18 protein-coding genes are annotated in these 17380 nt (G+C 71.2%); 7 read left to right on the top strand and 11 right to left on the bottom strand.

The annotated features are described in order from the left end of the window. Positions 1–53: 53 nt before the first annotated feature. Positions 54–1199, bottom strand: coding sequence for an epoxide hydrolase family protein (locus tag GIS00_RS01460; protein WP_154766645.1), 1146 nt, complete (start codon positions 1197–1199; stop codon positions 54–56). Beyond that, complete coding sequence (locus GIS00_RS01455; protein WP_322097334.1) at positions 1196–2401, bottom strand: MFS transporter; 1206 nt, start codon at positions 2399–2401, stop codon at positions 1196–1198. The genes GIS00_RS01460 and GIS00_RS01455 overlap by 4 nt, the downstream gene beginning before the upstream one ends. Positions 2402–2473: 72 nt before the next feature. Between GIS00_RS01455 and GIS00_RS01450 the strand changes: the two genes are divergently transcribed. Continuing rightward, complete coding sequence (locus tag GIS00_RS01450; protein ID WP_154766644.1) at positions 2474–3136, top strand: CGNR zinc finger domain-containing protein; 663 nt, start codon at positions 2474–2476, stop codon at positions 3134–3136. 162 nt (positions 3137–3298) lie between these two features. Here the strand turns inward: GIS00_RS01450 and GIS00_RS01445 are convergent, their stop codons facing one another. The 5 genes from GIS00_RS01445 to GIS00_RS01425 form a co-directional block, all read right to left on the bottom strand. After that, positions 3299–4057 carry an isocitrate lyase/PEP mutase family protein gene (locus GIS00_RS01445; RefSeq protein ID WP_154766643.1) on the bottom strand — a complete coding sequence of 253 codons (759 nt, stop codon included), beginning with the start codon at positions 4055–4057 and terminating at the stop codon, positions 3299–3301. A 51-nt stretch (positions 4058–4108) separates the two neighbouring features. Next, positions 4109–4735 (bottom strand): vitamin K epoxide reductase family protein, encoded by a 627-nt coding sequence (locus GIS00_RS01440; RefSeq protein ID WP_154766642.1) that lies wholly within the window; start codon positions 4733–4735, stop codon positions 4109–4111. A 258-nt stretch (positions 4736–4993) separates the two neighbouring features. Beyond that, positions 4994–6196 (bottom strand): hypothetical protein, encoded by a 1203-nt coding sequence (locus GIS00_RS01435; protein WP_154766641.1) that lies wholly within the window; start codon positions 6194–6196, stop codon positions 4994–4996. Further along, complete coding sequence (locus GIS00_RS01430) at positions 6193–6723, bottom strand: SigE family RNA polymerase sigma factor (RefSeq protein WP_230312715.1); 531 nt, start codon at positions 6721–6723, stop codon at positions 6193–6195. The genes GIS00_RS01435 and GIS00_RS01430 overlap by 4 nt, the downstream gene beginning before the upstream one ends. 97 nt (positions 6724–6820) lie before the next feature. Beyond that, positions 6821–7588, bottom strand: a complete 768-nt coding sequence (locus GIS00_RS01425; protein WP_154766640.1) for an SDR family oxidoreductase — start codon at positions 7586–7588, stop codon at positions 6821–6823. Between the two features lie 84 nt (positions 7589–7672). Between GIS00_RS01425 and GIS00_RS01420 the strand changes: the two genes are divergently transcribed. Beyond that, positions 7673–8557: a sigma-70 family RNA polymerase sigma factor gene (locus GIS00_RS01420; protein WP_322097333.1), complete on the top strand. Its 885-nt coding sequence runs from the start codon at positions 7673–7675 to the stop codon at positions 8555–8557. An 8-nt stretch (positions 8558–8565) separates the two neighbouring features. Here GIS00_RS01420 and GIS00_RS01415 read toward each other — a convergent pair whose 3' ends face one another. Next, positions 8566–9516 carry a helix-turn-helix transcriptional regulator gene (locus GIS00_RS01415; RefSeq protein WP_154766639.1) on the bottom strand — a complete coding sequence of 317 codons (951 nt, stop codon included), beginning with the start codon at positions 9514–9516 and terminating at the stop codon, positions 8566–8568. Between the two features lie 51 nt (positions 9517–9567). Here GIS00_RS01415 and GIS00_RS01410 point away from each other — a divergent pair, with 51 nt between their 5' ends. The 3 genes from GIS00_RS01410 (at position 9568) to GIS00_RS01400 (ending at position 11289) form a co-directional block, all read left to right on the top strand. After that, on the top strand, positions 9568–10035 hold the full coding sequence (locus GIS00_RS01410; RefSeq protein WP_154767776.1) for a DUF1761 domain-containing protein: 468 nt from the start codon (positions 9568–9570) through the stop codon (positions 10033–10035). Positions 10036–10094: 59 nt separating this feature from the next. After that, the gene (locus tag GIS00_RS01405) at positions 10095–10520 is read left to right on the top strand and encodes a VOC family protein (protein ID WP_154766638.1); all 426 of its coding nucleotides are present in this window, start codon (positions 10095–10097) and stop codon (positions 10518–10520) included. An 85-nt stretch (positions 10521–10605) separates the two neighbouring features. Further along, the gene (locus tag GIS00_RS01400; protein ID WP_196073066.1) at positions 10606–11289 is read left to right on the top strand and encodes a Crp/Fnr family transcriptional regulator; all 684 of its coding nucleotides are present in this window, start codon (positions 10606–10608) and stop codon (positions 11287–11289) included. Here the strand turns inward: GIS00_RS01400 and GIS00_RS28235 are convergent. Continuing rightward, a complete protein-coding gene (locus GIS00_RS28235) occupies positions 11274–12545 on the bottom strand; it encodes a M23 family metallopeptidase (protein ID WP_322097332.1) in 1272 nt (423 codons plus the stop codon). The genes GIS00_RS01400 and GIS00_RS28235 overlap by 16 nt on opposite strands. Positions 12546–13123: 578 nt before the next feature. Between GIS00_RS28235 and GIS00_RS28735 the strand changes: the two genes are divergently transcribed. Then, entirely contained in the window at positions 13124–14296 is a 1173-nt protein-coding gene (locus GIS00_RS28735) for a M23 family metallopeptidase (protein ID WP_154766636.1), read from the top strand. A gap of 57 nt (positions 14297–14353) precedes the next feature. On the opposite strand, the gene GIS00_RS01385 is transcribed toward GIS00_RS28735, so the two are convergent. Continuing rightward, positions 14354–14704 (bottom strand): DoxX family protein, encoded by a 351-nt coding sequence (locus tag GIS00_RS01385; RefSeq protein ID WP_154766635.1) that lies wholly within the window; start codon positions 14702–14704, stop codon positions 14354–14356. 216 nt (positions 14705–14920) lie between these two features. On the opposite strand from GIS00_RS01385, the gene GIS00_RS01380 reads away from it, so the two are divergent. Beyond that, positions 14921–15295 (top strand): winged helix-turn-helix transcriptional regulator, encoded by a 375-nt coding sequence (locus tag GIS00_RS01380; protein ID WP_154766634.1) that lies wholly within the window; start codon positions 14921–14923, stop codon positions 15293–15295. 12 nt (positions 15296–15307) lie between these two features. Here the strand turns inward: GIS00_RS01380 and GIS00_RS01375 are convergent, their stop codons facing one another. After that, positions 15308–17275 carry a hypothetical protein gene (locus tag GIS00_RS01375; RefSeq protein ID WP_154766633.1) on the bottom strand — a complete coding sequence of 656 codons (1968 nt, stop codon included), beginning with the start codon at positions 17273–17275 and terminating at the stop codon, positions 15308–15310. Positions 17276–17380 lie beyond the last annotated feature (105 nt).

Genomic DNA, 17380 nt, shown 5'->3' with positions numbered 1-17380 from the left:
CCCGGCCCCGAGATACACGCGACTCTGAATGGGGTGTCGGTGACCGACCGTCGTCAGGTCATCGACCCGAGCGACCTGCGCAGGGCGCCGGCGTACCCGGCCGGGACCTCCAGCATCGGGAAGTGCCCACCCCGCTCGGCGACGGAGAAGGAGCGGAGATCCCGGAACCGCTGCTCCACCCAGAACCGCGGGAACTTCTCGATGTCGGCCGGGAACACGGTGACCGAAGCCGGCACGCCGACCCGCTCGTCGTTGCCCCGGGGCGGGAAGTTCTCCCAGTAGAACCGGACCGCCGAGCCCCCGGTCCCGGAGAGCCAGTACAGCATCACGGTGTCGAGGATGCGGTCCCGGGACACCGGTGACCGCCGGTCGGTCCACAGGTGGAACTTGTCCAGGATCCAGGTGAGCAGCGCGAGCGGGGAGTCGACGAGCGCGTAGGCCAGGGTCTGCGGACGGGTCGACTGCTGCAGGGAGTACCCGCCGCCGTAGGTGTGGAACCAGCGGGTGTCGGCGACCCACTGCGACTCGAGCTCGGTGAGAGGGCCTGGACCGCCGGCAGGTTCGCTCACGTAGGGGGTGAACGTGTGCATGCCGATGACGTGGTCCGGGTGCGCGTGGGCCAGCCGCGCGGTGACCCGGCCGCCCCAGTCGCCGCCCGCCGCGAGGAACCGGTCGTAGCCGAGACGTCGCATCAACTCGACCCAGGCATCGGCCGTTCGTTCCACCGTCCACCCGGTCCCGGAGGGCCGCGCTCCGAACCCGAATCCGGGCAGCGACGGCGCGACGACGTGGAAAGCCGGCGCATCGGGGTCGGCGGGATCGACCAGGGCGTCGATGATCTCGAGCGGCTCGACCACCGAGCTGGGCCAGCCGTGGGTGATCACCAGCGGCCGGGCGTCCGGGCGCGGGGACCGGACGTGCAGCAGATGGATGTCGAGCCCGTCGATCTCGGTCATCGCCTGTCCGTGCGAGTTCAGCTCGGACTCGAGCCGCCGCCAGTCGTACCCGGTCGCCCAGTACTCGACGAGCTCGCGCACCGTCTCCAGCGGCGGACCCTGGTCCCAGATGTCCTTACCCGTCGTCGTTTCCGGCTCCGGCCACCGGGTCCGGCGCAGCCGATCCCGCAGGTGCTCGAGTTCGGACTCCGGCACGTCGAGCCGGAACGAGCGGATCGGGCTGATGGGATCGGGGGATGTCATGCCACCACGGCTTTCTCCTCGGTCGTTCGGCTCCGGACACACAGCACCCCGATCATCGCGCCGGCCAGAGCGAGCGCAGCACCGACCCAACCGATCGCGGCGTATCCGGCACCGGCGGTCAGCACCACCCCGCCGGCCCACGCGCCGACCGCATTCGCGGTGTTCGTCGCCGAGTGCAGCAGTGACGCTGCGAGTGTCGGCGCGTCGGGCGCGACGTCGAGCAGCCGCGCCTGGATCGCGGGCATCGGCGTCAGGCAGGTCATCCCGATCAGGAACACGCCGATCGCGGCGGTGACCGGGGTGTGCACCAGGAGGGTGAAGACCGCCATCACCGCGGCGATCGCGAACAGGCCGAAGCGGACGGTGCGGTCCACCGACAGGTCGGCCAACCGTCCACCGATCACCGTGCCGACGGTCATCCCGAGCCCGAACAGCGCCAGCACAGCCGGCACCCACGCCCGCGGGATCCCGGACACCTCGGTCAGGGTCGAGGAGATGTAGGTGAAGACGGCGAACATGCCGCCCAGCCCCACCACGCAGATCAGCAGTGCGACCCAGAGCTGACCGTGACGCAGGGCATGCAGCTCGCCGAGCACCCGCCCGACCCGACCGGCGGGCTGCCAGGGCACCCGCAGGCGGACCGCGACCAGGGTGAACAACCCGAGCACGGCGACGACGGCGAAGGTGGCCCGCCAACCCCACCACTGCCCGATGGCGGTCGACACCGGCACTCCGGCGATGTTGGCGACGGTCAGGCCCAGGATCACCGAGGCGATCGCCCGGCCACGGCGTTCCTCCGGCACGAGCGAGGCGGCGACCAGCGCGGCCACCCCGAGATAGGCACCGTGCGGCAGTCCGGCCACGAAGCGGGTGCCGACCAGGAACCCGAAGCCCGGGGCGAGCGCCGACCCGATGTGCGCCACCACGAAGAGGCCGACCAGGGCGAGCAACAGGGTGCGGCGCGGGATCCGTGCGCCGAGCACGGCGAGCAGCGGCGCCCCGATCACCACGCCGACCGCATAGGCCGAGATCAGCACGCCGGCGGTCGGCTCCGAGACGCCGAGATCGGTGGCGACGGCCGGCAGCACACCCATGGTCGCGAACTCGGCCGTGCCCAGCGCCACTCCGCCGAGCGCCATCGCGAAGAGAGCGGGGCCGGGCCTCGTGCGCACTCCGGCGGCGGGTGCGGTGGTTGCGGTCACCCCGGCACCGTAACTGGTTGAACCGGTGTCTTCAACCGGTCAGACCGGTGTCGGTCCGGTACGGTGGACGGTATGACCACGCCGCGGATGGCCCCGTCCCTGGCCAAGCGGTTCCGCTCCGGCCGGGTCAGCCTGGACTTCGCGCACACCGCTGCCACAGACGAGTGGATCGAACCGGAACTGATCGGTGACGCGGCGGGCCTTGAACGGTGGCTGGGACACGTGCTGCGGCCGATGCGGATCACCACCGCCACCCCGGCCGGCACGAGAGACAACGACGACCCGACCACCAGTGCCGACCTCACCACCATCGCAGACCTGACCACCAGCGCCCGACCGACCGACGAGGTCACGGCCGCGCACGAACTGCGCGGCGCGATCCTGCGGCTGGCCCGCATCCTGTCCCGTGACAACGATGTCGACGACCTGCCGGGTGTGGACGTGGAGACCGTCAACCGCTACGCCGCGTCTCCCCCGCCGGCGCCCCGGATGGCCGTCGACGGGACCGCCGCTGCGACCACAGCCACGGTGCCGCAGGCGTTGTCGGTGCTGGCCCGGGACGCGGTCGACCTGTTCACCGGACCGCTGGCGCACCGGATCCGCGAGTGCGAGGCCGACGGTTGCGCCTTCCTGTTCGTCGACGCCTCCCGCCCGGGCACCCGCCGCTGGTGCTCGATGGAGCGCTGCGGGAACCTGCTCAAGGTCCGGAAGCACCGGAGCACCACGACCCCGTGACCCGGCGGACGCCGCCGTCGCCGCCCGGGGCGGCCGTCAGGGTCAGCAGTCCGAAGGGTCAGCAGCGTCCGGAGGGTCAGCAGCGTCCGGATCGTCAGCAGTCCGAAAGGTCAGCAGCGTCCGAAGGGTCAGCTGTCTGCCGGGATCAGCACTCCGTAGCGGTCAGCGCCAGCGCGAGATCATCTCGGTCATCGACTCGGTCAGCGCGCCCTGCAGCAACGGCCCGTAGGTGATCCGGCCGACGCCGAGCCGGGTGAACCGCGGCAGGTCGTGCTTCACCGGGTGCGCCGTGCAGTTCACCGGTACCGGCAGCGCGCCGACCACCCGGGTGATCAGTGCGTCGTCGTCCTGGATCCGCACCGGGTACACGCTGTTCGCGCCCGCCTCGACGAGTGCCTGCAACCGGGCGATCGCCTCGTCGGCCACCGCGTCCTTGTCGTCGGCGTGCAGGAAGAGATCAGTGCGCCCGTTGATCCAGACCGGCACCCCGGCGGCGTCGGCCGCCGCGCGCAGCCCGGCGATGTAGGTGGCATGTTCCTCGGTGGTCCGGACCCGGCCGCCCTCCGAGTGGACGGTGTCCTCGAGATTCAGGCCGACACCACCGGCCTCCAGCAACCCGGCGATCAGGTCGGCCGGCGTCTGGCCGTAGCCGGACTCGAGGTCCACCGAGACCGGCACGTCGACCGCGTCGATGATCGGCCCGACGGCGGAGATCACCTCGGCGAAGGTCTGCCCCTCGTGATCCTCGGCGCCGCGCGAATCGGCCAGCGGATGGCTGCCGATCGTCAACGCCTCGAACCCGGCGGCGACGGCGGTCCGGGCCGACCAGACGTCCCACACCGTCGGCAGCACCAGCGGCTTCCGGGTGGCATGCAATTTGCCGAGCCGCTGTGCCCGGGCCAGTCGTGTCGAGATGTCCATGGGCCGATGGTAGGACCCGTCACCGACAGGTTCCCGGGCGGACGAGGCGGGTCAGAACAGTGAGGTCCAGTGCTCCTGGAAGCGGAAGAAGACCAGGGCGGCGACCACCAGGTACCAGGCGATGAGGACCGGTGCATGGAACCGGCGCAGCCGGGGCAGGTCCACGGTGTCCAGCAGCGTGTACCACCACAGCGGCGCCATGACGGCCCACACCACCATGCAGTACGGGCACAGCGCACCGACCTCGTAGAGGCTGACCCAGATCAGCCAGTGCACGAACACCAAGGCCACCGACATGCCGGCCAGCACGGCCCACCGGTACCAGCGCGGCGGGTAGAACCCGGCGAGTGCGGCAGCACCGACCATCATCACCATCGGGAAGCCGATCAACCCGAGCAGCGGGTTGGGGAACCCGAGCAGCTCCGCCTGGTCGCTCGACATGATCGACCCGCAGGACAGCACCTCGTCGATCGAGCAACTGGGGACGTAGTTCGGATCCCGCAGGGTGGCGATCTTCTCGACCGTCAGCACCAATGCGGCGAGCAGCCCGATCGCCCCGCCGATGAGTTGCCACGCTGCGAGACCGATGCCTCCGCCGACATTCTCGTCGTCGTACTGTTCGTGGTCCAGGTCGTCGGCCAGGTCCTCACCCCGGTCCTGTCCAGCGGCGGCGGTCATCGATCCGACCCGTCTCGCCGGGGCGCACGCAGGGTCCCGGCGGGAGACGCCCCGCCGGCGGATGTGTCGGCCATGGTGGTGCTGCTCCGTCCGATCGCAGTGGCAGCGCGCTGCCCCGTCACCACGGCAGCGCGCCGCGGTGGACCCTCATTCTCCGGTGTGCCGGGTCTGCGACAGGTGAGGTCGGTGCCCCGGCCGCGTCGGTCGTGATCATCACGACGCCGGACCGACCAGGCCTCGGTGAACTCCGGTGCGGTGTCAGCCGGTGAGAGTGCGAGGGTCGGTCCAGGTGGCCACGTCGGCGAGATCGTCGGCCACCACGACCCGCTCGGCCGCTGCCACCAGATCCGGCAAGGAGTCGTCCTGGCCGCCGTGGATGAGGACCAAGGAATCCGGTTCCGCGCGGGAGAGTTCGCAGAAGTCCTGGTTGAAGTACCACTGCGCGCCGTCGATCGTGACCGCGCGATCGCCCCGGGCCTCGGCGAGCCCGGTGCGATCGATGGGTTGTCCGTCCCAGGAGTGCAGGATCGGGCCGCTGATCATCACCGACACCGGGTCCGCCCCGTCGATCGACACCCCGGCCTGGACGTCGATCCACAGGTTCCCGTCGGGATCTGCCCTCGGGACGTCCGAGCCGAAGACGGACACCATCCTGGCGCCGTCCGCCGGGACGAGGTCGAACGGCACCGGGCTGGTCCGTGACCGGCCCAGCAGCAGATCCTGCACCACGGCTGCTGCCCTGGCCCGGGAGACCGCACTGTCACTCGGCGGCGACACCACCACCGTGCTGCCGTCCGGCGCGTCCAGGAAGACGTTCTGCGTGGCGTGGCCCTCCTCGGTCGCCGATCCGGCGGGGCCGACGACGCCCCACTCCCCCTGGGCCAGAGAGGGGTTGTCGGGCAGCACCTGTCGCTCCGGGCGGTAGCCACGTGGAGTGACCCCCGCTGCGAACACCGCGATCGCGACGGCCGTGACCTTCCCGCCGGACAGCACCATCAGGTGTTCGGACTGTCCCGACCAGGAGATCCGCCGGGTGCTGAACGCCGAACCGTGCCGGAATCCGACCAGGGTCGCCGCCTCCAGCGCCGGACCGGAGGGCACCGCACCACCGGGAAGCCCGATGGTGCAACGGTCCTCGGCTGCCGACGACTGCTGCGACTCCTGGGATGACGACGAGCCGCCGGTGGTCGACGTCGGCACCGATCCGGTCGCCGAGGTCGAGCCCACCGGTGGGACTGCCGGGGCGGGCTGTCCGTCGATCGGCGACCGCAGTCCCAGCGCCACCACCACCCCGGCGAGCAGCACCACCACGGCGGCTGCGACCAGTGCCGGGAAGTGCCTACGGCGCCGATGCACTCGGTGGTCGACCCCCAGCATCCCGACGAAATCCGAGAGCCGAGCCTGCAGCTCCGGATCCGGCATCCGCAGCGCCTCCCGCAGATCCTGCTCGGTGCGGCTCATCCGGTCACCTCCTCGTCGATGGTCGGGTCGGAAATCCCTGCGCTGTCGCCGGTCCTGCGGATCCGCAGCGTGCGCAGCGCCCGGGAGGCGTGCACCCGCACCGTCCCGCGCGAACATCCCAGGTCAGCGGCGATCTCGTCGTCGGACAGGTCGAGGAAGTAACGCAGGACGATCACGGCTCGCTGCTTCACCGGCAACCGCCGGACCTCCGCCAGCAGCTCCTCGCGCAGCGCGAACCGTTCGCTGCTGTCGGGTGTCACCTCGTCGAGCAGTTCGGCGGGGCTCGGCACCGACCTGCCCCAGCGGCGCCGCCAGGAGATGAGCTCGTTGACGAGCATCCGCCGCACGTAGGCGTCCCGGCCGTCCATCGGCCCGATCGACGGCCACCGCCGGTGCGCCCGGAGCAGTACCTCCTGCAGGACGTCCTGCGCGAGGTCACGGTCCCGGCAGATGCCCCGGGCGATGCCGACCAGCACCGGCAGCCGCGCCCGCGCGTACTGCTCGAAGCTCATCGGCTCGTCCGGCATCCCCACATCCTGGACAACGCACGACGGCGACGATCTGCATACCTGCCTGGTGAACGGGATCAGTCCGCACCGGTCGGGCCGCACCCGGATCCGGAGATCAGGCCGCCCGTGCGAGCGCCATGGCTTCCAGGAACGAACGCCAGGTGCCACGACCGCGAGGAGCCGCGACCTCGGTGAGATTGTCGCCGGCCCGGTACGCACGGCCGGCCGCACCGGGCAGGCCGATCCCGTGCACCCGGCGTCCCGGTCGGCCGAGCACCTCGTTGTAGGTCCGGACCAGGCCGGCCGCGTCGAGAACCTCAGGACCGGCCAGGTCCGGCACCCGCCCGGCGGGCGCACCGAGGGTCAGCTCGGCCAGCCGTCCGGCCACCTCGTCGACGTCCACCGGTTCGAACCGCAACCCGCGCGGGGCGAGGCGCAGCGTCGACAGGGTGCGGGCGACCGGCAGCACGAAATCGTGCAGCTGCGCGGACCGCAGGATCGTCCACGGCACCCCGGACCCGACAAGTTCGTGCTCCGCCAACGCCTTCCGGCGGAAGTACCCGATGGGCATCCGGTCCGCCCCGATGACCGAGATCAGCACCAGGTGGCGGACGCCCGCCTCCCGGGCAGCGCCCACCAGCCGCCGGGCCGCCACGTCGTCACCACGGGCGCCGCCGGCCAGGTGCAGCACCGTGTCGATGCCGCCCATCGACTCTGCCAGGCCAGTGCCCTTGACCACGTCGCCGCGGACCTGCTCGATGCCGGGCGCCGGATCACCGGGGTGCCTCGAGAGGATGCGGAGCGAGCGGGTCGGGGCGAGCAGCCGGACGACACGGCGGCCGATGGTGCCGGTGCCTCCGGTCACGAGGACGGTGGAATCCATTGTGTGCTCCTGTCACATCCGGACGGCGAGATCCGTCGGGATGATGACGGGCGAGGGCGCATCGATGTGACGAGAGGAGTTGACGTGGACAGTCCGGTCGGCTGGGCGCGCCGTTTCGAGGCGGCGCGTCCCCGCCTGCGGGCCGCCGCCGCGAGCCTGCTCGGATCGACCGCGGACGCCGACGACGTGGTGCAGGACGCCTGGCTGCGCCTGGAACGGGCCGACCCGTCGACGATCGGGAACCTGGATGCCTGGTTGACAACGGTGGTCTCCCGGCTGTGCCTGGACCAGCTGCGCTCGCCCCGACGCACCCGGCAGATGTCCTGGCAGGTCGCACCGTGGCCGGACGATCCCGGTCCGGACGACCTGCTCGGCACGGCGCCCGATCCGGCCGATCTGGTGGCCGGCGCCGATCGGGTGGGCGTCGCACTGCTCATGGTGCTGGAGACCCTCGGGCCCACCGAGCGTCTCGCCTTCGTCCTGCACGACGTCTTCGGTCTCCCCTTCGAGGAGATCGCAACGTCGATCGGCCGTACTCCGGCGGCCGCCCGCCAGCTGGCCTCCCGCGGCCGACGGCGGCTCCGCGAGGCATCGGCACCGGTCGTCCCGGATCATCGGCGGGCCCGCCGGCTCGTCGATGCCTGGTTACGGGCCGTGCAGAGCGGCGATCTCGGTGCGTTGCTGGCACTGCTCGCCGAGAACGCCGTGCTACATGCTGATCTCGGCACCCAGCAGCAGACCCTGGAGGGCGTGCAGGACATCGCCGCCCAGGCGTTGCTGTCGGCCCGCCTCGCCGCCCACTCCACGCCGATCCTGATCGGCGGGAGACCTGGTGTGGCAGCGTCTTTCGGTGGCCGAGTCGTCTCGATCATGGCCTTCGGATTCGACGGCGACCGGATCGTCCGCCTCGACGTGCTGGCGGACCCGGGGCAGCTGGCCGATCTCGACGTCGACAATCTCCTCGGCTGACGACCGGTTCAGCCCGCGGCGCGCGCGCAGCGCCGGCCGACCTCCTCGACGGCCGCGGCCAGCTCCGGCGGCCCGATCACCTCGAGGTCGGCGTCGAACCGGAGCAGCGAGGCCACCAGCGCAGGCCATGACCACGAGCCGAGAACCACCCTGGTGCGTCGGTTGTCGACGGGCGTCGCCAGCCCGTCGCCGATGAACGGGCGGACCTCGTCGACGGGCAGCTCCAGGATCGCCTCCCCCTCGCACGGCCAGCGGGTCGATCCCTCGTTGCCGCGGAACCGGCCGGTGAGGAAGGTGGTCAGGTCACCACCGGGCAACTCCCGCGGGGCGAACCGCGGGCCGTTGGGGATCCGCGGGCGGACCCGGTCGACCCGGTAGGTGCGCCAGTCCTCGCGGTCCAGGTCCCAGCCGACGAGGTACCAGCGCCCGCGCCAGGAAGCGACGTGGTGCGGCTCCGCCCGGCGGACCGGCCCGTCGCCGTCCCCGTAGTCGAACCGCAGCACCTCGCCCGCATGCACAACAGCACCGATCTGCTGCAGCACGGCGGGGTCGACGTCCTCTCCGTCGGTGGGCGGCCGCACCGCCGTCACCGACAAGGCGTCGACCCGGTGCCGCAGCCGCGGTGGCATCACCTGCCGGACGGTCGAGAGCGCCCGCAGTGCCGCCTCGCCGGTCCCGGCACCGGAGCCCGAGGCGATCTGCAGGGCGATCGCCAGCGCCACGGCCTGCTCGTCGTCGAACAACATCGGCGGCAGTTGCGTGCCGGCGTCGAGCCGGTAGCCGCCGTCCGGCCCCTTGAACGTCGCGATCCGGTAGCCGAGCTCGCGGAGCCGGTCGATGTCGCGCCGGACGGTGCGGGAGGTGACGTCCAGTCGCTCCGCGAGGACCTCACCGGGCCAGTCGCGACGCGACTGCAGCAAGGACAGCAGTGCCAGCAGTCGGCTGGAGGTGGTCGGCATGTTTCTCAGTATGGCCCGAGTAGCGGACACATCCTGTCCGCTACCTGCGTGATGCTGCTGCACGTGGTGATCGCAGGGATCACCGGAAGTGGAGAGTCCGCAGTGTTCAACGTTCTGGGCGACATCAACTGGCTCGCAGTGCTCGTCGCGGCCGTGGTCGCCGTCGTGCTGGCCGGCCTCTGGTTCGGTCTGGTCATCGCGAAGGCGTATCCGCTCGCGCTCGGGCGTGACGCGTCCGCTCCGGCGCCGACGGGACCGGTGCGGTCGATCGGTCCGCTGGTCTGCACGCTGGTCGTCGTTCTCACCACCGCGGTCCTGGTGGAGGCGCTCGACATCTCCTCCATCGGCGACGCCGTGGTGTTCGGGTTGGTCGTGGGGATCGGCTTCCTGACCGCGATGACCTTCCAGATCGCCATCAACCCGAACTTCCCGCGCCCGCTGTTCTACGGCCTGCTCAACGCGCCCTACTTCGTCATCAGCACGGTCGTCGGTTCCGTCGTGCTCGTGGCGATGCGCTGATCCGTTCATCGCGACTCCCGCACACCCCTCATCGCAGCCCCGATACCAAGGAGAAGTCCATGTCCATCACCACTGTCACCCACATCAACCTGCGCGGCACCGCCCGGACGGCGCTGGAGTTCTACCGGTCCGTCTTCGGGGGTGAACTGGTCGCGATCACCTATGCCGACGCGCACAGCGTCACCGATCCCGCCGAGGCCGACCAGGTCATGTGGGGCCAGGTCACCTCCGAGGCCGGCTTCCACGTGATGGCCTACGACGTCCCCGCCGCCCGGCCGCTCGACCTCGGCACGGCACCGTTCTTCGTCTCGGTGCGCGGCACCGATGCTGATGAGATCTCCCGCTACTGGGCGGCTCTCGCCGGCGAAGACTCCACTGTTGTGGTCCCGCTGGCTCCGGCCGGTTGGGCACCGCTGTACGGGATGGTCGTCGACCCGTTCGGTGTCACCTGGGTGCTCGACGTCGCGGTGCCGTACCAGGCCTGATCCGTGTGCCCGTTCCGCCGGGGCCGGCGGGACGGGCACACCACCCGCCGGGTCCGCAGGTCATCGGCCCTGTCAGCATGACCTGGTGACCGGTGAGGCCCTCGACGTGCTCCGCGGCGTGACGTTCCTCGCGCCCGCGTCGACGGCCGGGCTGCAGCGGCTGGCCGCCCGGAGCCGGCGGCGGTCCTGGGCCCGCGGCGCCTTCATCTTCCACGTCGGCGAGCCGGCGGACAGCTTCTTCGTGATCATCTCCGGCCAGGTGGCCGCCACCGACGCCTCCGACCACGGGCGGCGGGTCATCTTCCACGTCGCCGGACCCGGCGAGACACCCGGCCATCTGGACATTCTCGAGCAATCACAGCGCACCGCCTCCGCGCAGACGCTGACCCGGACCACCGTGCTGGAGGTTCCCGGCGGCGCCGTGCGTGCGCTGCTGGAGGAGGAGCCCGCGGTGCTGCGGGCGTTCGCCCTGGACGTGGTTGCCATCAACCGATCCCTGGGCCGGACCTTGGCCGACGTGGTGCTGCTCGACCTGCCGCGCCGGCTCGCCCGCTTGCTGGCGGCCGAGGCCGACCACGACCTGGCCGTCCGCTTGCCCGGCACCCAGGCAGATGTCGCCGCCCGGCTCGGCGTCACCCGGCAATCGCTGAACCAGGCGCTCGGACTGCTGGCCATCGGCGGGATGATCGCCTTCGATTCACCCACCCGCATCAGGATTCTCGATCCGGACGCCCTCCGCCGGTTCGTCGACGGTCAGCCACCCGGGTAGGTCATGATGTCCAGGCTCAGCGGCATCGCGGCCCGCTGAGTCGAGCGTGCAATGCCCGGCTCGGTCGGGACCGGACCGCCGTCCTCGAGCAGCGGACCGAGTGCGTCCTCCGAGGGATACCGGCCCTCGACCTCGAACTCGTCCAGGACGAAGGGCAGGCCGTTGGCCCGCAACGGGTCCGGCGAGTCCATGATGTGGAAGTGCAGGTGCGGGGCGTCGGTGTTGCCGGTGTTGCCCAGCTCGGCGATCTGCTCTCCGGCGGTCAGTTGATCGCCGACCTTCCAGGCACCGGCCGTGCCGGTCTTCAGGTGGGCGTAGAAGGCGTACCGGCCGTTGCCGATGTCCTGCACGATGTGGTTGCCGCCGTACTCCGCCAGCTCGAGGCCGGTGGGGTTGACCGTCGGTGTCTGCTCCGGCATCCCGTCCACGACGGCGACGACCGGTCCGTCGGCCACCGCGTACACCCCTGTCCCGAAGTACGGGTAGGAGTCCACTGACGTGGCATCCCCCGACCACAGCCGCCCCTCGCTGTCGACCTGGACGTAGTCGATGGCGAACCGCTCCGCCGCGAAGAACTCGCCGCTGATCGAGTTGACCGCACCGCGGTGCGCGGTCAGCGCGCAGCACGACCCGCCGTCCACCCATCCCGGACCTCTCAGCGGCGGCAGCACCTCGACCGGCTCGGCGGTCGACACCTCGGTGGCCGCGATGGTCTCGGTGAGCGTCGCCGGGATCAGCGGCTCCGACGGGGTGGTCGGCGTCGCGGTGATGACGTGGTCGAGCCGGGCCGGGACCTGCTGATCGGGTTCGAGTGTCACGTCCAGCCAGACCAGACCGGCCTGTCCCGGGCCGAAGGTGGTGGTCCCCGGCTCCGTCGCGCCGAACACCCGCATCCAGGACGGCAGGTCGTCGGCCGCCAGTTCCAGCAGGTCCTCCCCGTCCCCGCGCACGGCCACCGAGTCCAACCGGACATCCTGGGCCAGCACGTTGATCAGCTGCAGTTCGTAGACGAGGTGGATCATCCCGTCGGTGGCCGGCACCGGCTCGGGGGCCGCCACCACCCGGCCGGTGATCGGGGTGAACGCGACCGGCAGCTCGTCCGCGATCGGGTTGCCACCGGAACCGGGTTGCGCCCCGCTCGTCGACGACCCCTCGGTCGACGTCGACGAGCCGGTTGTCGGTGATCCGGTCCCCGACGACCCCGCTCCCGACGACACGGCTCCCGACAACATCGTCGTGCTCGCAGCGGTTGTCACTGCCGCAGGCGGAGTGCTCGTCGATGTCGATGCCGTGGAGGAGGTGCATGCCGCGGCCGCCAGCAGCGCGGCCGCAGCGATCGCAGGGAAGAAGCGGCGGCTCCCTCGGCGGCCCACCCGGCCGGGATGTCTCGTCACGCGGCGACCGTAGAACGCGAAGGTGGTACGTGCTGTCGGGTACCCGACAACATCCGCTCCGCCGGTGCGGCAGCGTCACCCACCGAACCACGGATCGCGGACCCGGGCCGTTCGTCCCACACTCGGTGTGGTTCCGGTCACCGCGCCGGCCCCGGACCGCGCCCCCTCCATCGACAAGGAGTCCCCCGGTGACCAGAGACCGCCATCGCACCGGCTCGTCCCTCCGACGCAGCCGTTCCGCGCCCGTGGTGATCGGGGCGGTCGTGCTCTGCCTGAGCGCGTGCACATCCGCCGCATCGAGCGGCACCTCCACGTCCGCACCGCCCACCACCAGCGGCATCTCGTCGCCGACCTCCGAAGCATCGACAGCCGTGCCGACCTCCGGATCCCCGGCTTCCTCGAGCTCTGCACCCGCGTCGAGCGCACCCTCCGGATCGGCGGTGTCGTCCGTGCCGACCGGGACGTCGGCGAACGAGCCCGAGCACTTCACCCCGCTGATCATCACCAGCATCTCGCCCGACCCGGTGCCGGTGACCGGGACCGACCGCAAGATCTACCTGGTCTACGAACTGCAGGTGCTCAACGCCGCGCCGCGTCCGGCCACCATCACGTCCGTCGACACCCTGGGCGGCGCATCCGGCGAGATCCTGGCGTCGTTGACCGGGGACCAGGTGGTGGCCCGCTCGCTCCTCGTCGCCGACTATGCGCTGCCTCCCGTGCCCGCCACGACCATCCCGGCCGGCCGGACACTGCTGCTCGTCATGGACGCGGCCTTCGACGCCGCAGGGTCGGTACCGACCTCGATCGTGCACCGGATCACCGCGACCTTCGGCGACTTCGACCCGAACCAGGGTGATTTCGCGCTGAACAACTTCCCGGGCCGGATCACCCAGACCGGCGGCGCAGTCTCCGTCGGCACGGGCGCCCCCGAGGTCGTCGCCCCGCCGCTCGCCGGTCCGGACTGGGTGGCGGTCAATGCCTGCTGCGAGCTGTCCCCGCACCGGGGCGCGATGCTGCCGCTGGACGGCCGGATCAACGGGGCCGAGCGGTACGCGGTCGACTTCGCGAAGTTCGACCTGACCGCCGAGCCGATCGTCGATCTGGAGAAGGGCACCCAGGCGTCGTTCTCCGGCGACCCGGACAAGAACGAGAGCTACTTCGCCTTCGGCCAGCCGATTCTCGCGGTCGCGGACGCCGAGGTCGTCACCGTGGTCCAGGATCTCCCGGAGGCCCCGCCGCACGTCTTCCTGCAGGGCCTGGGCGTCGGCGAACTCGGCGGCAACCACGTGGTGCTGAAGCTGCGGGACGGGGTCTACGCCTTCTACGGCCACCTCAAGACCGGTTCGGTGACCGTCGCCGTCGGCGACCGGGTGCAGGTCGGCGAGCAGATCGCGGAACTCGGCAACTCCGGCAACACCTCCGAGGCGCACCTGCACTTCCACCTGATGAACGGACCGTTGCCGCTGACCGCCACCAACCTGCCCTGGGTGATCGACAGCTTCACCTGGGACGGCGATGTCACCCCGGAGAAGCTGCTCACCGCGACCGCCGGCGAGCGCACCGACGAGCTCCCGCTCATCTACGGGGCCATGACCTTCCCGGCGGTCGGGTGACATCCGGCCCTGGTGCCGTCGCATGCGGTGCAGATGCGTGGAGGCGGCGAGAGATGTTCAGGTCGACGCGATCCCGAGCGCCAGCGCGACCGCCGACAGGACCGCGAACGCGACCGCCATCGGCAGTCCTGCCGCGGACCTGGCCCGCGCATGGAACGCCAGGGCTCCCAGGAAGTACAGCAGCAGCCCGACCGCTGCGGCGATACCCAGTGGTCGCCAACCGATCCCGATGAGCAGTCCGACCGCGCCGGCCAGGTTGAGCACCGCCAGTGGCACGAACCACGACCGCGGCACGCCGGCGGCGAGCAGTCCGGACGACGCCGGCTCCACCCCGCGGATCTTCGCCAGGGCGGTCCCAGCACTCATCAGTGCCAGCACGGCTGCGACGACGACGTAGGCGATGAACATGACAACCTCGTTCTGTTGGGTTCTCGGGTCTCGACCGCAGACAGTGGCTCGGCCGGGCCGTGGGACCCGGGCACACCCTCTGCAGGTGAACAGGTGTGATGCCGGACGACACCGTCCGCCGACGGACGACGGGGCTCCCGGCGGAATCGACGGTAGATCCGGCACACCCGGAGAACGCTAGGCACCCGATAGGTACCGAAAGGTAACCTTCGGGGCATGAGCCTGCGTCCCGGCACCGTGTTCCTGGCCGACTGCCCGGCACGGCTGACCATGGAGATCATCTCCAGCAAGTGGTCCGTGGTGACGCTCTTCGCGCTGACCGACGGTCCGGTGCGGCACGGGGAACTGGTCGACCTGATCGGCGGCATCTCCCGCAAAGTGCTGACCCAGACCCTGCGGCGACTGGAGGATCACGGCCTCGTCCGGCGCGAGGTGTTCGCCGAGGCACCGCCCAGGGTCGAGTACAGCCTCACAGCACTCGGTCAGACCCTCAAGGACCCGATCGTCGCGCTGACCTCGTGGGCCAGGACCAACGGCGAGGCGGTCGCCGGTCACCACGAAGGCCGTCTCCGGTCCACCGGGACGACCTGAGGCCGCGACAGGTCAGTCGTGCCCTCCGGCCCGCCGCCTGCCGATCCGCACCAGCACGGCGCCGGCACCCAGCAGCAGCACCACCACCGGCCACCAGGAGTCGACCGGAAGTCCGGTCGCGGCAAGGTCGGTGGACGTGGCCGGTGCGGACGTCGCCATCGGGGCGGTCGTGGAGGTCGGGCCTGTGGACGTCGGACTCCCGGAGGTCGGGCCGGCGGAGGTCGACGACCCTGACGTCGGGGTCGCTGCGGTCACCACCAGAGCCGTCGACACGGCGCAGGTGTCCCCCGGTTCGCAAGCGAGCGGCGATGCCGGGGTGCCGCCGAACGGATCGACGGACGCGCGGACGACCACCGTGCTGCCGACCTGCGCGGCCGCCGGCTCCAGGTGGAGCGTGAAGGTGGCGGTCGCTCCCGGAGCGACCGGGCGCTGCAGCGCACAGCTCAGCTCCTGCGAGCCTTCACCGGTCGCAGCGGCGGTGCAGGTCGCTCCGTCCGGGGCCGGGCCGGCCGTGCTCGGCCAGGACACGGCGACAGGCGCGGTGAACGGCGCGGTGCCGGAGTTGTGGACCTCCACCGAGTAAACCGCCTTGCTCGAGACCACCACTGCCGACGGGCTCTTCATGCCCAGGCCGAGCACCGGACCCGGCGCGACGAACAGCGGATCGCCCACCGCGCAGCCCAGGGGCTCGGGGCCACCGGCACAGGCCGTCGGGTCGGCGACGCCGCCGTCGCGGTTGTCGACCGCGGCCCGCAAGGACACGCTGGTGCCGCTCGACGCGTTCGTGGAGAGCATGTCGAGGGTGACGACGGTCGGTGCTCCGCCGGCGGGGAACGGGCCGGGGACCCTGCACAGCAGCGTGGCGGTGGCGACCGAGCACTCCGCACCCTGCACCGCCTGCACCTCCAGACCGGCCGGAATCGCGAGGCCGACGGTCGCCGGTCCGAGCAGATCGAGGCTTCCGGTGTTGCTCACCGTCACGGCGAACGGGTTCGTCCGCCCGACCGCGGACGTGGCCGGCGTGTCGATGTCGAGCGTGAGATCGACGCCGGGAAGGACCTCGGCGTCGTCGCTCTCGGCACACCCGGCCGGCAGTGGGTCGCCGACGCAGGAGGCAAGAGGCTGCGGGGTGTCTCCACCGGTGACATCGAGGCTCGCGACATCACGCACCGACGTCCCCGTCGCCGGTCCGGTCGCGACCACCCACAGCCCCAGCACGGCAACGGTGTCCGGGCCGATCGGACCGGTGACGCTGCAGCGCATCTCAGGTCCGGAGGTACATGTCCCGCCGGTCGAGACGTCGAGCAGCCGGACCCCGGACGGCAACGCGTTCAACACGGTCGCCCCGGCCGCCGGCGCGGTGCCGCGGTTCGCGATCAACAGCTGATAGTCGGTCGGCACACCGACCTCGAGGAAGGTGGGCCCGACAACTCCCAGCTCCAGGGCGATGCCGGAGCCCACGGTGCGGGAAGCACTGACAGCGCATCCGACAGCAGGTTGGTCGGTACCGGTGCAGGTACCGGGATCCACGAACGGTGAGCTGCCGTCGGAGTTCTGGACCGCACCGAGGACCCGCACCTGTGCGTCGGCGCTGTCCGGCGCGGCCGTGAGTCGCAGCTCCAGGACGGCTTCGTCACCGGGTAGCACGGCAAAGATCTGGCAGGACAGTCGCTGTCCGGCGGCCGCGCAGTTCTGCCCGCCGGACAGACCGGCGAACTGCAGCGACTCCGGCAGCAGCACCAGCAGCACGGGCGAGGCGATCGAGTCGCCCCGGTTCACGACGGTGAACTCGTAGATGTCGGTGCGGCCGGCCTCGAGCGAGTCCGACGCGGTGATGCTCAACCGGAAGTCAGCGCCGGCGGCCGCTGCCGCAGGTCCGGCACCCAGGACCGACGCCGTCAGCACGGGCAGCAGGATTGCCGTCAGCAGTGTCGCGATGCGGCGGATCCGCGGACGGCGGGGCGTTCCCTGGGCAGGCACGAGCAAGTGATCCCCCTGGCGAGTGCGGACCCCGGGCGACTGTCGCAGCACCAGGGAAGGTCAGTATGGCATCGGATCGGCCGCCAACTCACCTGTTCGGCGAGA

Origin of the sequence: Nakamurella alba, assembly GCF_009707545.1 — a bacterium.
Lineage (GTDB): Bacteria > Actinomycetota > Actinomycetes > Mycobacteriales > Nakamurellaceae > Nakamurella > Nakamurella alba.
The sequence above is the reverse complement of the archived record's forward strand: the minus strand, read 5'-3'. Positions and strand labels throughout refer to the sequence as shown.

Excerpts from the sequence above, each read along its gene's own strand:
- GIS00_RS01460 (WP_154766645.1), bottom strand. The coding sequence starts at position 1,199 with ATGACATCCCCCGATCCCATCAGCCCGATCCGCTCGTTCCGGCTCGAC.
- GIS00_RS01450 (WP_154766644.1), top strand. The coding sequence starts at position 2,474 with ATGACCACGCCGCGGATGGCCCCGTCCCTGGCCAAGCGGTTCCGCTCC.
- GIS00_RS01445 (WP_154766643.1), bottom strand. The coding sequence starts at position 4,057 with ATGGACATCTCGACACGACTGGCCCGGGCACAGCGGCTCGGCAAATTG.
- GIS00_RS01440 (WP_154766642.1), bottom strand. The coding sequence starts at position 4,735 with ATGACCGCCGCCGCTGGACAGGACCGGGGTGAGGACCTGGCCGACGAC.
- GIS00_RS01435 (WP_154766641.1), bottom strand. The coding sequence starts at position 6,196 with ATGAGCCGCACCGAGCAGGATCTGCGGGAGGCGCTGCGGATGCCGGAT.
- GIS00_RS01430 (WP_230312715.1), bottom strand. The coding sequence starts at position 6,723 with ATGCCGGACGAGCCGATGAGCTTCGAGCAGTACGCGCGGGCGCGGCTG.
- GIS00_RS01425 (WP_154766640.1), bottom strand. The coding sequence starts at position 7,588 with ATGGATTCCACCGTCCTCGTGACCGGAGGCACCGGCACCATCGGCCGC.
- GIS00_RS01415 (WP_154766639.1), bottom strand. The coding sequence starts at position 9,516 with ATGCCGACCACCTCCAGCCGACTGCTGGCACTGCTGTCCTTGCTGCAG.
- GIS00_RS01410 (WP_154767776.1), top strand. The coding sequence starts at position 9,568 with ATGCTGCTGCACGTGGTGATCGCAGGGATCACCGGAAGTGGAGAGTCC.
- GIS00_RS01405 (WP_154766638.1), top strand. The coding sequence starts at position 10,095 with ATGTCCATCACCACTGTCACCCACATCAACCTGCGCGGCACCGCCCGG.
- GIS00_RS01385 (WP_154766635.1), bottom strand. The coding sequence starts at position 14,704 with ATGTTCATCGCCTACGTCGTCGTCGCAGCCGTGCTGGCACTGATGAGT.
- GIS00_RS01380 (WP_154766634.1), top strand. The coding sequence starts at position 14,921 with ATGAGCCTGCGTCCCGGCACCGTGTTCCTGGCCGACTGCCCGGCACGG.